9 protein-coding genes are annotated in these 16,085 nt (G+C 40.8%); all 9 read right to left on the bottom strand.

Annotation, left to right across the window (positions count from 1 at the left end; translation table 11 throughout):
* Positions 1 to 66 precede the first annotated feature (66 nt).
* On the bottom strand, positions 67 to 2,541 hold the full coding sequence (locus tag BACCELL_RS08170) for a glycoside hydrolase family 3 C-terminal domain-containing protein (RefSeq protein WP_007211223.1): 2,475 nt from the start codon (positions 2,539 to 2,541) through the stop codon (positions 67 to 69).
* 31 nt (positions 2,542 to 2,572) lie between these two features.
* Positions 2,573 to 5,047 (bottom strand): glycoside hydrolase family 3 C-terminal domain-containing protein, encoded by a 2,475-nt coding sequence (locus BACCELL_RS08165; protein WP_007211222.1) that lies wholly within the window; start codon positions 5,045 to 5,047, stop codon positions 2,573 to 2,575.
* A gap of 25 nt (positions 5,048 to 5,072) precedes the next feature.
* The gene (locus BACCELL_RS08160) at positions 5,073 to 6,779 is read right to left on the bottom strand and encodes a family 43 glycosylhydrolase (RefSeq protein WP_007211221.1); all 1,707 of its coding nucleotides are present in this window, start codon (positions 6,777 to 6,779) and stop codon (positions 5,073 to 5,075) included.
* A 36-nt stretch (positions 6,780 to 6,815) separates the two neighbouring features.
* Positions 6,816 to 7,520: an SGNH/GDSL hydrolase family protein gene (locus tag BACCELL_RS08155; RefSeq protein WP_007211220.1), complete on the bottom strand. Its 705-nt coding sequence runs from the start codon at positions 7,518 to 7,520 to the stop codon at positions 6,816 to 6,818.
* Positions 7,521 to 7,534: 14 nt separating this feature from the next.
* On the bottom strand, positions 7,535 to 8,998 hold the full coding sequence (locus tag BACCELL_RS08150) for a glycoside hydrolase family 125 protein (protein WP_044153502.1): 1,464 nt from the start codon (positions 8,996 to 8,998) through the stop codon (positions 7,535 to 7,537).
* Positions 8,999 to 9,026: 28 nt separating this feature from the next.
* Entirely contained in the window at positions 9,027 to 10,226 is a 1,200-nt protein-coding gene (locus tag BACCELL_RS08145) for a glycoside hydrolase family 76 protein (RefSeq protein ID WP_044153501.1), read from the bottom strand.
* A gap of 499 nt (positions 10,227 to 10,725) precedes the next feature.
* Positions 10,726 to 11,784 carry a nucleoside hydrolase gene (locus tag BACCELL_RS08140; protein ID WP_007211216.1) on the bottom strand — a complete coding sequence of 353 codons (1,059 nt, stop codon included), beginning with the start codon at positions 11,782 to 11,784 and terminating at the stop codon, positions 10,726 to 10,728.
* Positions 11,785 to 11,803: 19 nt separating this feature from the next.
* Positions 11,804 to 14,908: a beta-galactosidase, LacZ type gene (lacZ, locus tag BACCELL_RS08135; RefSeq protein ID WP_044153703.1), complete on the bottom strand. Its 3,105-nt coding sequence runs from the start codon at positions 14,906 to 14,908 to the stop codon at positions 11,804 to 11,806.
* A gap of 4 nt (positions 14,909 to 14,912) precedes the next feature.
* Positions 14,913 to 16,085, bottom strand: a 1,173-nt coding sequence (locus BACCELL_RS08130; RefSeq protein WP_007211214.1) for a DUF4978 domain-containing protein, incomplete at its 5' end; no start/stop codon positions are given.

The raw sequence follows: 16,085 nt of genomic DNA, 5'->3' as shown, positions 1-16,085 counted from the left end.
AAAAAATACTATTGTTGAATTAATTTTTATTTGAAGGCTCAAAATCAAGACTTTGAGCCTATCTATTTAGTGAATTTGGATAGATTTCTGTCCCTTGATCTCTCTTGAAGAAAAACCTAGCATGATATTATAAATACCCGGATCTGTGACAAATTGTTTATCAATTGTGCTATAGTAAGTAAAAGCATCTTTTGGAAGGGTCATTGTAACAGTTTTTGTTTCGCCTGTTTTCAAAAATACCTTTTCGAATTTCTTCAATTCTTTTTCCGGCCGATCTACTATACCACTTTTATCTCTTCCTACATAAGCCTGTATAACTTGTGCTCCATCTCGTTTACCTGTATTGGTCAGTTTACAGGTAACTTTCACACTACCATCAGCATTGGGAGCTGAGGCAACCATATCAGAAAGCTTGAAAGAAGTATAAGAAAGGCCGTAACCAAATGGGTATTGTACATCACGTCCCAGTTTGTCGTAACCACGATAGCCGATGTAGATACCCTCGGTATATTTCACATGTTTGTCACCGTCGGGATCGTGATAGCTATTGTAAGCAGGATTGTCTTCCCATTTCTTTTCAAAAGTCATTGGTAGTTTACCGGAAGGATTAACTTTACCAAATAGCACGTCTGCAATAGCATGTCCACCTTCTTGCCCGGCATACCATCCCCAGAGTAATCCCTTTAATGAAGGTTCCCAACTTTGCATTCCAATGTTTCCTCCGGCATTTACTACACCTATAATGGGCTTTTTACATTTAGCTATTCTCGTTATCAGTTGTGAATCTGCTTCAGGAAGGAAGAAAGAACGATCGCCACCTTCTGCTTCCGAATCAGAGCTATGTCCAAAACAAGCAACTATCATGTCAGCTTTGTTTAAGTGTTCAATAAACAAATCTCTTGTTTCATTTTTACGTTTCCATGTGAAGCTTGCAGCAGCGCCACCACCTTCCTGGAAGTATTCAAAGCGTATCCGGTAGTTTACACCAGCTTGCAAAGTTCTGGCGATTGTAGAGGTTCTGAAACCACCTACTTTCCATTCATCAGCTACTAACTCATCATTGATGTACATGCGATAACCGTCATCGCCACCTGCCAGAAATTCATACTCAGCTGTTTCTGCCGGACGGACAATTCCGCTCCAACGTACAGAATAATGTTCTTTGGACATGCCTTCAATGGAAGTACCGCCACTCCATGAATAATTTACTTTTTGTTCGGTTCTCTCCAATAGCGGTTTCCCTTCAAGATGTTGATTGGTGAAATATTCTGCATGAAGTCCTTTCTCCTGAAGTTTCTCATTCGTGTACATGATTTCGGGCATGAAGTCCATCTCATCTACATACTCTACTTTTACTCCATAGCTTTCGCCCACTTCGCGGATACCGTCGAAGGCACCTACATAATGAAATGGAGTTACATTACCACTACCACCTCCACGAACGTAACCATTAGCATTCTTGCCAACTACTACGATATGTTTGGTGCTTTTGGGATTGATAGGAAGAACGTTTTTCTCATTTTTGAGTAATACAATACCTTCCTGGGCAACTTTCAGTGCAGTAGCTACTGATTCGGGATCATCCAATGGGATACTGTTATCCACTTTGGTTCCATCTTTGAATCCGAAAGCAATGAGAACACGCAAAATGTGGCGTACTTTTTCATCAATCATATCCATAGATATAACGCCTGTTTTCAAGTAATAAGCCAAATCTTTCGGATTCATTTTCTCTCCACCAGCCATTTCTAAGTCCAGGCCACCTTTTACAGCAGGTACGCAATGATGAGTAGAACCCCAGTCAGACATTATAACTCCATTGAAACCCCATTGGCCTCTCAATACTCCTTTCAGTAACCAAGGTGCTTCAGTTGTCCAAATGCCATTTACCAAATTGTAGCTGGTCATTACTGCACCTACTTCTGCTTCTTGTACCGCAGCTTTAAAAGCCGGGAGATAAATTTCGTGTAATGTACGTTCATCAATATCGTTGCTGATATTGTTACGATCATAATCGGAGTTATTGGCGATGAAGTGCTTCACAGTGGCCATTACACCTTGATCCTGTACACCCTTGATATAGCCAACAGCTGTGCGTCCTGCCAGATAGGGATCCTCGCCCATATACTCAAAGTTGCGTCCACACATGGCCGCACGATAGATATTCACTGCCGGCCCTAGCAAAATATTGATGCCTCTTGCCTTACAATCGCGACCTAATGCCTTACCATATTCGTAAGCCAGGTTTTCGTTCCAAGTGGCTGCCAGCATTACTGTGGCAGGATAAGCTGTAGATTTACCGTGAGTACCCAATCCTTGGGGACCATCTGTCATTTTCATACGATTGATGCCCAGACGATCAATGTTCCTTGTGTACATCCAATCAACACCACCTACGTAGGATAGCTTTTCTTCTACGGTCATCTGCTTTAACAGTTCCTCTACCTTTTGGTCTATATCAGGGGTATACCATTTCTGTGCTGATACGGTCAGAAAACTGGATGCAAGCAAGAGTGCCGCGCATAGTTTTTTAGTATTCATTGTTTTAGGAATTATAGTTTTTAGTTATGGACTACTGTATTTGAATTGCTTTCACTGCCTTTATATCTCTTGAAGAGTAACCTAACATGATGTTGTAGGTACCGGCATCTGTAACGAATGATTTAGCATTAGTGCTATAGTACGTGAATGCATCTTTGGGTAGTGTCATCTTGATTGTCTTTGATTCACCTGCTTTCAGGAATACTTTCTCGAACTTTTTCAGTTCTTTTTCGGGGCGTTCAATCGTACCTCCTACTTTACCTACATATGCTTGTACCACTTGTGCACCATCGCGCTTACCACTATTGGTCAACTTGCAGGTCACTTCGACAGAGCCGTTTGTATTTTGTTTGGATACTGATACACCGGACAAATTGAAAGTAGTATAAGACAGGCCATAACCGAAAGGATATTGAACGTCGCGTTTCAGTTTGTCATAGCCCCGATAACCAATGAAGATAACTTCTGTATATTTCACATGCTTATCGCCGTCGGGATCATGGTAACTGTTATATGCGGGGTTGTCTTCCCATTTCTTTTCGAATGTCATAGGCAGTTTACCAGATGGGTTTACTTTACCGAATAAAACCTCACCGGCAGCTGTTCCGGCTTCCTGACCTCCATAGAAAGCCCACAGAAGAGCATTCATGGAAGGTTCCCATTCCTGCATCTCAATATTGCCACCTGCGTTTACGATACCTATAACAGGAGTCTGGCTCTTGAAGATACTTGCTAGCATTTTCTTATCTTCTTCTGGTAAACCAAATGGACGGTCGTGTCCTTCGCCTTCCGTATCAGAGTTGTGTCCAAAGCAAGCTACTACCAGGTCTGCCTTTTTTAGGTAGTCTGCAAAATAGTCAGTGTTATCACCTTTCACTTTCCAACGGAAATCTACATTAGCTGAACCACCTTTCTGATAGTATTCAATCGTAATCTTATATTTTGTTCCGGCTTCTAGTTTTTTAGTGATATTGGTTTTGTGATAGGCTCTTGCCTCCCAATCATTGATAGCTGTTTCACCATTAATAAACATGCGATAGCCGTCATCTCCACCGAGTGTGAACTCGTATTCAGCAGTTTTATCCGGACACATTACGCCACTCCATCTAACTGCATAGAATTCTTTGGGCATATCGTTGAGGCCTGTTCCCGTACCACTCCAAACATAATTGATTTTCTTTTCAACTTGCGAGACTATAGGGGCACCTTTGAAATCTATATTATTAAAATATTCGGCTTTGAACCCGGCTTCCTTTAAATCATTACCTGTATACATAATTGCGGGGAAGAAATCAAATTCATCCAGAAATTCTACTTTAACTCCTTGGCTGATTCCTTCTTTTTGAATACCATCGAACATATTTACATAGTGAAATGGAACAACTGCACCGCTACCTCCACCATGTACATAACCTTTGGCATTCTTTCCAGTTACTACAATGTGTTTGTACTTGTTCGGATTAATAGGAAGGATATTTTTTTCATTTTTCAAAAGTACCATGCCTTCACGAGCTACTTCCAAAGCGGTTGCTGTGGATTGAGGGTTATCCAAGGGTATATTACTATCTGCTTGAGTACCATCTTTGAATCCAAAAGCAATTAGGACACGTAAGATATGACGTACTTTTTCGTCAACCATATCCATTGTTACATCACCTGTTTTTAGGTAATAAGCCATATCTTTCGGATTCATTCTCTCACCACCTGCCATTTCAAGATCTAAACCACCTCTGGCAGCAGGTATGCAATAGTGTGTTGAACCCCAGTCAGACATTACTACACCATTGAAGCCCCATTGATCTCTTAAAACATCTTTTAGTAACCAAGGAGATTCCGTTGTGTAAACGCCGTTTAGCAAATTGTAACTAGTCATTACTGCACCGACTTCAGCTTCTTGTACAGCAGCTTTGAATGATGGGAAATATATTTCATTCAGAGTTCTTTCATCAATATCGTTACTGATGTGATCACGGTCATAGTCGGAATTGTTTGCAATAAAATGCTTGATAGTTGCCATAACTCCTTGGTCTTGTACACCTTTGATGTAACCCACTGCTGTGCGTGAGGCTAGATAAGGATCTTCGCCCATGTACTCGAAATTACGTCCGCATAGTGCTGAACGGTAAATATTTACGGCAGGACCTAATAAGATGTTCACGTTTCTTGCCCTGCAATCACGTCCCAATGCTTTGCCGTATTCATAAGCTAAGTTTTCATTCCAAGTTGCAGCCAACGTGATGGTAGCGGGATAAGCCGTTGATTTACCATGAGTACCCAATCCTTGAGGTCCATCGGTCATTTTCATACGATGAATTCCCAAACGGTCAATATTTTTAGTGTACATCCAGTCTACACCACCTATATAGGCTAACTTTTCTTCAACTGTCATTTGGCTCAAAAGTATGTTTACCTGTTTCTCTACATCAGGTGTAAACCACTTTTGGGCAGATACCATGAGACAATTGGCAGCTAATAAACATAAAACTGTAATTTTTTTAATCTTCATATTTTATTGTATTAGTTATTAGTACTTAATCTATTTTGATAGGATTACTCTGTTTCCCTTTTCCTGATTCATTAAAAGCTTCAATGGTGATGTAATATGAAATATTACAATCGAAGAAACCAAATTCAGCTTGACTGCCACGTACCATGACTGCATTATCAATGTGTTCGGGAGAGATACCCCAGCGGATAATATATCCGTCGGCAACAGGTTGTTTTGTCCATGAGAATGCAATTCTTCTTCTGTCTTTCCCTCTGTTTATGTTTAATCCGGTAACAATCTGTGGGGCTTTGCCTTTAGCCTTACCGAACAAGCGCATATCTGCTATAGAAAAGTTTCCAACAGCAAACTCTTTCTTATTTTTTATGCGAACAAAGCGCGTCTTTATAACTTTGTCAAGGAGAACTAATTCATAAATCTGATCTTTAGTGTTCTGAGAACGATCTACTATTGTCTTCCATTTTATACCATCAAGAGAGGCCTCTATAATGTACTGATAGATAGGAATCACTTTGTCACGTCGATAAGTTTGAAAACTTTCATCGGCAAAACTGACTTGTATGGCTGATAGTTCCATTGGAGTTCCTAAATCCATTTCTAGCCATTCTCCTATTTTACCGGAAGCAGCTGACCACCAGGTTTTAATATTTTCATCGGCCGCCATGGCAGCTGTATGTGATTCTAAGGAGGAAGATGCTTTCATCTTTTTTCCGTAAGAAAGCAGATTCATATCAGCAGAAATATTATATCGGCTGAAGTCTACTTTTTTTTCAGGCAGAATGAAAGGAAAATCGGTATAGTCGGTTATTGCGTGGGCATATCCATCCTGATAATAGGCCGGGAATATGCCAATCCGGCGTTCAAAGTGTTCTTTAGCAGAAACAATCATGGTACCTACATACCAATTATTTCCATAACGGTCCTTAAATGGATGACCATGACCAGCACCGGTAATAAATCCTCCCGGTTTGATGGCGAAAGGAGCACCCGGCATACAGGTATAGGGTCCTAGAGGGTTTCTGGCAGTGTAAACTCCTGTGCAGTAGCTAGTAAATTCTGTACCAGGAGTTGCATACATCAAATAGTAATAATCGCCTTGACGGGTGATACAAGGAGCTTCATTCCAACCTTTCTTATCATATTGTTCATTTTTCTCACCGAAAACTTCCCAACCTAAACGATCAGAGGAATGGGGTATCAGGTCTACTTCAGGACTTATGGCTCTGAAACTGTTCTCAGGATCTACTTCAAATCCCCTGATAGGTTCATTATCTGAACATCCATAATATAGATATACCCGACCGTCATTGTCTTGGAAAAAAGCAGGGTCCCCCAATCCTCGCAATTCATATTTCACTTCTTCCCATTCATCTGCTTCTGGATTGGTACTTTTGTAAATTCGGCTTTCTCCCATTCCCAAATAATATATTGCACCTTTGTACACGAAAACAGCGGGTGCCCATACCTCTGCGGCTTTTAGAGTTTTGGTTTCGATATAATCCCAGTCTCTTAGATTGGAAGAGTGCCAATATCCGGAAGAATGAGATGCGAATAGATAGTATTGGTCTTTAAATAAGATAATAACGGGATCAGCAGCTTCACGTCGGCAAACACCGTCTGTTTGAAACCGATAACTCAGATTCAAGGGATTGGACATAATAATCTTTCCTTGTTCTTGAGCCTGTACTTCACAGGTTATGATTAGTATGATTAAAAAGAGGAACTTTTTCATACTGTATTGTGTTTAAGGTAAATTATGGGTTACTATTTATAGAGCCTTATCAATAGCTTTTTTGATTAGGCTTTCCATTATCGTATATCCTTCGGAGTTCGGATGTACTCCATCTTTGGTGTATGCCGGATTCAATGCTCTGTTGTTGCCTGTCACCATTGCTTGATAATAGTCAACATAGGGTATTTTATTCTTTTTGGCATATTCCTTGATTCTGTTATTGAGAGAAACGATCTTATCTGCTCCGTCTTTGATGGAAGGATTCCACCCAAATGAGGCAGCAGGTAAGGTAGAGGTCAGGATAACCTTTATTCTATTGGCTTTTGCCAATTCAGCCATTGATATGATATTTCCAAACGTGTATTCTTCATTATAAGGACTTGTATTTTCTGCTATATCATTGGTTCCAGCATTAATCACAACCAGCATAGGAGAAAGTTTGATGACATCTTCACGGAAACGTAATAAGAACTGATAAGAACTTTGTCCACTAACACCACGTCCTATATATCCATTGTCTTTAAAGAAGTTAGGATGTGTATTTCTCCACCCTTCAGTGATAGAGTTGCCCATGAAAATAACCCTTTGTTCTTTCTTACCGGGTTGTGATAGTTCCCGGTTTTCTTTTGCATACCGGTTCAATCCTCCGAAGTCTCGATTCTGAGCGTTGCCCTCTGCCCATGACATGCAAAGGCAGAAAGCACCCAGATAGACATAATTTATAATCCTCGGTATTTTCATGGTATATTTTTTCTTTAAAGGCTATTTAATAATTCAAGCTTTCCTTCATTTACCAATTTCAGTATCAGCTCTCCAAAAAGAGTATTCTGCCATGCAAACCAGGCGCGGGTAAAGTTTGCCGGATCATCTTTGTGGAAAGATTCGTGCATAAAGCCTGTACCTGCATCCGTATTAATCAACATCTTGATACATTCTTTAATTTCCTGATTGTCCTGACTGGTGAAGGCTTTCATCATGATGCTCATGGGCCATACCATATCATATCCGATGTGAGGACCGCCAATACCTTCTCCCGCTTTCCCTTTGAAAAAATAGGGATTATCTTCGCTCCATACGAAGCGGCGGGTATTCTGATAAATAGGATCGTTCACATCCACATCACCCAGATAAGGCATAGCGAGCAGACTGGGCACATTGGCATCATCCATTAGCATATGGTTGCCGAAACCATCCACTTCGAAAGCATAAATAGTGCCGTATTTCGGATGATTGTAAGTGGCATACTTCTGCAAAGCCAACTCTACTTCGTCAGCCAAAGCTGTACATTCCTGGGATAAAGAGCTGTTATGGTTTACAGTTGAAAGAATTTCCGCAGCTTTTCTCAAAGAAGATACAGCAAAGAAATTCGACGGAACCAGAAACTGAAGTGTGGTGGCATCATCCGAAGGACGGAAACAGGAAACGATGAGTCCGACAGGGTTGACCGGAGCACCCAGACCATTATTGTTCAGCGTATCGAGAGCACGCTCTGTCTTGCGTTGAAATTTGTAAGGACCTACACCGTCTTTGCGTTGCTGTTCTTTGAACGTTTTCAGGATGTTGGTGATAGCCTCTATCCATGCTTCGTCGAAGACGCTGGCATCACCAGTCTCTTTCCAATATTGGTAAGCCAGTCGGAGAGGGTAGCAGAGGGAGTCTATTTCCCATTTACGTTCGTGCAGTTCGGGTTTCATGTCTGTCATATCTGACATCCAGTCGCCACCAGTAGGGCCATCGTTGTATCCGTTGGCATAAGGATCGATATTGATGCACATGAATTGACGACGGATTACGCCTTCTAACATCTTCTTCAGTTCAGGGTCTTTATGTGCCAGTTGCACGTATGGCCAGACTTGTGCACCGGAATCACGTAACCACATGGCATGGATGTCGCCGGTATAGACAAATGTATCGGGTTTACCATCCAGCAAACGATAATGTACGGTGGTATCCAGTGTGTTCGGGAAACAGTTTTCGAACATCCATGCCAGCTTGGAATTGGTCAGTAACTTTTTTACCCGCAGGATTTCGGCCTCTACGGCTTTAGACGTGTAGAGTCTGTTTTTTACGGCAGGACGGTTTGTCTTGTAGGCAGCGGCTATCTGAGCATGATTCACCACTGTGGTGTTGTCCTGTTTTAGGGATGGCTCCATGGCTTTGGCATTGTTGTGCATACAGAACAACGCTACAGCGCATAAACCGATATTTCTCTTTTTCATGTTTTTAGGTATTAGTATTTTTTTCTTATTATTTGATGGCTGCAAGGCGGGCATACATTTCTACCATGGCAGCTTGTGTAAGTAACCATCTTCTGTTATCCTGGGTCTTTCCGCTGAAGTCTGTGTTGAACAGTCCTTTCTCATCCCGTGCATGTCCCCAGGCGTAATCCAGACTTTTGCTGAAAGAGTCCAGATAAGTTTCGTTTTTATCCGCTTGATAGAGCTCGATAAAACCTCTCAGCATGACTGCAATGAACCATACATCTCCTTTTTTCAATAGTTTGAATGGTTCTCCGTTTTCCGGTGTATAGTCCTGAAAGAAGTAGTTATGGCATCCTTTAGCGATGTTTTGTGCATCAGTCAGATACTTCTCTTGGCCCGTGAACTGGTATAGCAGGCTGGCTGACTGCATCATTTGTCCACTGTTGTAGGCAAATTTGGCTTTGTCGACTTTTCCGTTCAGATTGATATTATCAAAGTATAAATAGTCTGTAGAATCTTGCAGGTTTATTTGCGTCCATTCATAGAGGCGTTGCCCTTTTACGAAATAAGCACTGTCTTTAGTAGCTTCGAAAAGCTTTAATGCGAAGACTGAGCCGGGAGCGTTTGAACAGGTGTTCTTGGATTCTTTCCTTTGTTCGCACCAATAGATACCACCTCCCAGGTTATCATCCGTACCGCTTTCGATGAAGTTCCAGATGAGTTGTGCTTTCTGTAGATATTTGGGTTCTTTAGTGAGCATATATGTATCGGTGAAATCGATGCCTAACCAGACATTGTCATCGTAGAAACGATCGGATTGCGGTGCACTGTTGATATATGAAGCATAGGCTTCGGGAGTTCTCCGGTTATCGAAGTATTCTTCCAGACCTACCAGTACTTTATTGTCGAGTACCGATTTGTACTCTTTATCTCCTGTTGTGGCGAATAATGCATTTACGGCTGAGAAGGTTCCGGAATAGGGCCATAAATAAGAATAGAGATTGAGCATATTCTTTTGTTCCTCAGATGCCAGATAGGTTGCTGTGTACTCTCCGATATTGGAAGGGTAATTTTCACGTAACAGGCATGTACCGGAAACGGAATAGTTCAGGTATAAAGAATCCAATGTTTGCTTAGCTCGTGTTAAGGCAAGTTCGTTGCCCACGATAGCTTGTTTTTGCGTGTCGCAACCTGCTATTGCCAGTACACACATTAATAGACTGAAAAGCGTTTGTTTTGAATTCATCATTCTTAGTTTAAATAGTTATGTATGTTTGTATATTCATTTTTCTTTTCTTAGAAAACAGGTAGTAGTTTTAAATCTGAACTACCTGTTTTTTGTTCTCCTGTTTTGGAATCTTTCTTACCTCTTTGTTTTGTTACCTATGATATCTTTTTCTGTTTGCAAAGTTACCGGTATGTGTCAGATATGATATATGATTTCACGACATAAATGTATTCCTGAGGGGAAATGGCATAAAAATAGATAGATGTGTCACAAAAACATAAAGCAAGAGTAGAGGGAGTAGGGGGCACAGGTTACACGGATTTGCACAGATTAAAAATGAATCATATCAGATAATCCGTGTGAATTGGTGTAATTGATAATGAAGAGGATTTGTGAGATAGTGATGGCAGACGAAAAGAATATAGGTATTCTTGGATAGAAAGGTCGTTAAAACAGGAAGAGAAAAACTTCCAATACAAGTTTTTCTCTTCCTGTTTATTGTTTAAAGTATCTGTTTTTATTCTTCTTTATTATTGAAATGGATAGGTTGTCTAGACAGTAATTCCACAAAATGTTTTTTAATCTTATCTGCCTGAATTGAATCTACAGTGAGATAATATTGCTTTCCTTTGTCATCAGATGTAAACTGTGTGGCTCCTTCATCTGTTACGACAATATGTCCGGGTGCAGAAATATTGAAGTAGGAGGGACCTTCAACTGCATATAATACGGATGTTAAATCCCATGTTGGACGATCGTAGGGCATTTTTTGATAACTTTTGTAAGCCTCCACCATCGGATGTGTGGTTGCCCATTGAAAATCTTTCTCAATACTACTGGCCGGATAATTGATTTTAATGCCTACTTCGAATGGAGAAGTAACTAAACGTGTTGGCCATTCAGCAAAAACTTTCTGTGCTGCAGGAATATCTTTCACAACATTGTATTCAAGAGGATTGGAGTTGTCAAAGCATCCTCCCATGGTACATAGCAGTTTCACTTTTTGGGCAACCAGTTCTTTGCCTGTAAGTGGTGATATGTTATCAGCGGGAGTGTCCAGTAAACGAGCGAGGTTGGTAGAGAAGCCTACGGAAATGATTGTGACAGAACTATCTGGTTGTTGTGCCAATATCTTGCGATACATTACAGGAGCTTCTGATAATTCATCATAGTTTTGCAATGAACGTTTAAATGTGGGCTCACCGTTCTCTTTTTGCATGAGACATACAGCCTTTGCATAGTTTATAGCGTCATTTTCACAATCTATGCCATTGTGTATAATACCAATGGGAATTTTGGGGTAGCCATACCAGGTATTCATAATATCGACGAACTCTGCAGGGTATACACCTTCCTTATTGATCATAATACCTAATAAATTAATCTTGTCTGTATCCAAGTATTTGTAGAGCATATCCAACGCCAGAGCATCGTCGACATCATTCCCAATATCTGTCTCCAGGATAATTCTGTCTACATTTGAAGTGATTTCTACTTCCTGTTGTTTCTTAGAAGAAGTGCAGCTTGACAAAGCTATTAAAAATGCACTTAAGAGATAAATTTTGCTTTTGATCATAATGATGTATTTTTATGAGTTATTGTAAGGTTGAATTGAAATAACTGTGATATACAGGGCTTAATATGAATGAGAATTCATAGTCTCCATAAGGAATCTGGTATTGAGGTAATGGCCATGCCCCCCAACTGTCAATACAACCTAATCCCATTTGTATCTTATCAATGCAAAGATTGGTTAGATCAGATTGTTTCACTTCGGGAGAGTGGCGTTGCGCCTTATCAATGCCATCGTCCAATGATTTAATGGTGTAGTGCAAGGCAGAAGCGGAGAAGGGAGCATCTGCTACGATTTGTAGTCCGTGACCGGCTGCATTCAATAGCTTCCACCATCGAATATCTGTTTTGGTTCCGGTTTCTTGCGGGCGAATGTATGGGTAGAACTGTTCGTTAACACTCTGACGGTACAATCCAATGGTTGTAGAATGATTACGATCATTGTAGTTTTCTATCGGACCACGGCCATAATATTCTATGGTTTCAAATGCTTTAGGCATTTGTATTTGCATACCGAAACGGAACATGGGAGGTATCTTTGCTTGTGGATTGGTTACCATTTTCTGTGTTACTTTAATAGCACCTTCGTTATTGATAATATAAGTGAGATTCAACTTTGCTGAAACGTGTTGCATTTCATATTCAGCATATAATATTACCTGTTCATTGACAGTCTCCCATTTGAATGAAGTCAGTTTCAGACCAGGATTCCTCCAAACGGCAAACTTTTGTTGTAAACCTGCTCCAAAGTCATTGTCTGTTGGGGCACGCCAGAAGTTGGGCACCAGTTGAGTGTCTTGATTCATCATTTCTATACCTGCCACATTATAGCGGTTCAAGTAACCGGTGTGTTTATTAAATTCCAGACAGAAAGCTTCACCATTAACAATTAAATAGTGTGAATCGTTGTCTTGTATTTGTGGAATAACAGTAACAGTGTTGGTTGTCTTTGCATTTTTCAATTCCATGGAAGGAGTTTTGTAAGGGCTCAGTATAAGCTGATCCTTGGCTACGGTGTATCCCGCAGGAAGCATGTTTTCTTGATTCTTCAGACGATAAGTTATATTTAGTAGACATTCTTTGTCTGAGCAGATCTTGCCTATATTGAGCTTGAGTTTGGCTGTCTGTTGTGGAGCCACATTCAATTCAGTTACCCTACCTGTACGTACAGGCTCTCCATCGGCAAGCACTTCCCATTCCAGGTAGTAACCGGAGAGGTCGCGGAAGAAGTATTCATTGTACACGTTTATTTCACCTTGTATCAGATCGGCTGGTGTGGTCCAGATGTTTTGATAGAAATAGCCAACTTCATACATATGTGGGTTGGGGATACGGTCGGGACTGATAAGGCCATTGTCGCAAAAGTTCTTATCTGAAGCATCGAATCGGTTAAAGTCGCCACCGTAAGCGTAGATGGTCGCACCATTTTTGCCTTTCCAACGGACAGACTGATCTACGAAGTCCCAAATAAAGCCACCTTGCAAATGAGGATATTTACGAATTAAATCCCAATATTCTTTAAAGCCTCCTAGAGAATTACCCATAGCATGAGCATATTCGCATTGAATCAATGGCTTCTGGATGTCATTACGTTGAGCATATTTTTCCATCTGGTTATAATCAGCGTACATAGGACAGTCTACGTCTGTAAAATCATTGCCATGTGCCTGTTCATACTGAACAGGGCGACTGATGTCCTCGGACTTTACCCAACGATAAGCTGCTTCAAAATTTGGGCCAAAACCAGCTTCGTTGCCTAATGACCAGAAGATGATACTGGGGTGATTGAAGTTTCTCTGTACATTACGTTGGTTGCGTTCCATGTGTGCTTCTTTGTAATCATCCCGTTTGGCAAGTGTTTTTGCATCATAGCCCATGCCATGTGATTCTATATTTGCTTCGGCTACTACGTAGATGCCATATTTATCGCACAAGTCATACCAAAGGTTATCATCTGGATAGTGGCAGGTGCGCACGGCATTTATATTAAATCTCTTCATGATCTGAATATCCTGTAACATTCGTTCAGGAGATACCACATAGCCACCATCCGGATCCATCTCATGACGATTGACTCCTTTGAAGAGTATGGGCTGTCCGTTTACTAAAATCTGCCCGTTCTTCTGCTCTATTTTGCGGAAACCTGTTTTTATGGGAATTACTTCATTACTGCCTTGCAATGTAGCCTGCAACGTATAGAGATATGGAATTTCAGCTGACCACTTATACGGATTCTCCACATGTATCACGACATTTCCGCTACCTTTGATTGTTGACATGGCTACTTGTTTTCCTGTGGCATCCAGTAATTTCAAATCAACATTACCGTTACCTTTTACGCTCAGGCTTACATTCAACGAGCCATTCTTGTAATTCTCATCCAAATCAGGTGTAATGCGGATATCCTGAATACGTTTCTTACTGCGGGCATATAAGTAACAATCACGACCTACACCACTGAAACGGAAAAAGTCTTGGTCTTCCAAATAGGTACCATCACACCAACGGAATACCTGAAAGGCAATCAGATTCTTTTGTCCTGGTTTTAAATAAGAAGTCAGATCGAATTCTGCTTCCAATTTACTATCTTCACTATAACCTACATACTTTCCATTTACCCACAGGTAGATATTGGAAGTCACAGATCCGAAGTGTGCAATGATATCTTTACCTTGCCAGGAAGCGGGAATTATAAATTCCCGGCGGTAAGAACCTACATGATTGTTTTCTGTTGGTACCTGAGGAGGATTGTTCTGATATTGGTTACGCCATGCATAACCGATATTGACATAGATAGGATCACCATATCCGTTTAATTCCCATACGGCAGGTATTTGCAGATCATTCCAACCTTTATCGTTGAAATCGTATCTCCAAAAGTCTGTAGGACGAGAGTCGGCATTTCTCACCCAGAAGAATTTCCAAGTACCATTCATGGTCATGAAATTAGATGAACATTCTTTTCTACCCTGCATAGCGGCATCTGCTGATTCATAAGCAAAGTAGTTCGCATGCATAGGAGCACGATTTACAGCATTCACTTCCGGGTCGGTCCATTCTTTGAAGGATTGTGCATTTCCTGTCATGGCCAAGACTGTGAGCAGTCCGGTAATGAGTCGTCTTTTCATGATATTATAAATTATTTCCGATATTTTCAATCGTATTGCTAATTAAAGGTTGTTGAGAAGAGTATGTCACTTTATAGAGCACGCCACCTTTCGCATGGAGTGTCTGGTTATTTAAAACTGTGTTTCCTTCTTCAACAAAGGTACCTTTATCGTTATACTTTCCGTAAATCACTTTTTCAAATGTACCATTGCCAAAATGGAATTCCGAATCACCAGTAGAGTAAACAAGCAAATAACTGCCTTTATCGAGTGCAAATGCCAAAGAGGCATTGTTGGTTGAGAAAGTTATTTCCACGTTTGTGGTGCGTATTTGTTGCTGTTTTACTGCTATGGGGTGGTTGTCGCTGATGTTGAATGCAGCAAAGTTTTCTGGTTTCACTGTAGCAACGTCTACATTAGCGTCAGTCAGCCCTTTAATAATCATTCTCGTGGGGTTTGTGAAATCTTTTTCTTGTAAATCCCACGTATAGATGCCATGGTCAATTTGGTCCGGTTCGCTTGTATTGTTGATAAAGAAGTTACTTGTTGCCAGGTCGTAAATATCATATCCTCCTCCTAATGCCAATGCCGTCAGTATAAGGCTTGGTGTATTGGAGTAGCTGCCTTTGTTTTCAGCTACCAATGCATAGTTGCCGTTTATGGAAGCATAAGATGATACTTGCTCTTTTAGCTGCTTGATATTGTCTTTATAAGCGTCTACTCCGATGAAATCAATACCTTGCAAGTCAAAAACATCTTTGGGACATGCATTATTGGCTTCCGGGAAAGGATTGATTCCATCACCGTATATTAGGTTCACTCGGGTTGCAACTTTATAGGAACTGTTCTTTACGGCATTCCCAACGGCGTTGAGGGCATTTGTTGTCATGTTCCATGCTTTTTCTTTGGAAAGTGGGGTTCCATCACGATATTTAAGATCTTTTTGTTCAATTCTCCAACGCATCAGTGCATCCGGTTCATTGTGTATTTGTGCAGTGATAACCGGATGTTTATCACCATTTTGCGAATCCCAGTATCGTATATGATTGAAAAGTGCCGTGATAGCTTTTGTTTCTCTCTCCAACACCCAACTGTCATCAAGAATCATAGTATATTGGTAACCGTAATAATTCCAAAAGCTGCCTTCGTCGTTCCTACCGAATCGTTTATGATAATTCTGAAGGACGTATTGGGGGGT

Origin of the sequence: Bacteroides cellulosilyticus DSM 14838, from assembly GCF_000158035.1 — a bacterium.
GTDB classification, from domain to species: domain Bacteria; phylum Bacteroidota; class Bacteroidia; order Bacteroidales; family Bacteroidaceae; genus Bacteroides; species Bacteroides cellulosilyticus.
Note: the sequence above shows the minus strand (reverse complement) of the source record. Positions and strands in the feature narration are given on the sequence as shown.

Coding starts and splice junctions, on each gene's coding strand:
- BACCELL_RS08170 (WP_007211223.1), bottom strand. CDS start 2,541: ATGAATACTAAAAAACTATGCGCGGCACTCTTGCTTGCATCCAGTTTT.
- BACCELL_RS08160 (WP_007211221.1), bottom strand. CDS start 6,779: ATGAAAAAGTTCCTCTTTTTAATCATACTAATCATAACCTGTGAAGTA.
- lacZ (WP_044153703.1), bottom strand. CDS start 14,908: ATGAAAAGACGACTCATTACCGGACTGCTCACAGTCTTGGCCATGACA.
- BACCELL_RS08165 (WP_007211222.1), bottom strand. CDS start 5,047: ATGAAGATTAAAAAAATTACAGTTTTATGTTTATTAGCTGCCAATTGT.
- BACCELL_RS08145 (WP_044153501.1), bottom strand. CDS start 10,226: ATGAATTCAAAACAAACGCTTTTCAGTCTATTAATGTGTGTACTGGCA.
- BACCELL_RS08150 (WP_044153502.1), bottom strand. CDS start 8,998: ATGAAAAAGAGAAATATCGGTTTATGCGCTGTAGCGTTGTTCTGTATG.
- BACCELL_RS08140 (WP_007211216.1), bottom strand. CDS start 11,784: ATGATCAAAAGCAAAATTTATCTCTTAAGTGCATTTTTAATAGCTTTG.
- BACCELL_RS08155 (WP_007211220.1), bottom strand. CDS start 7,520: ATGAAAATACCGAGGATTATAAATTATGTCTATCTGGGTGCTTTCTGC.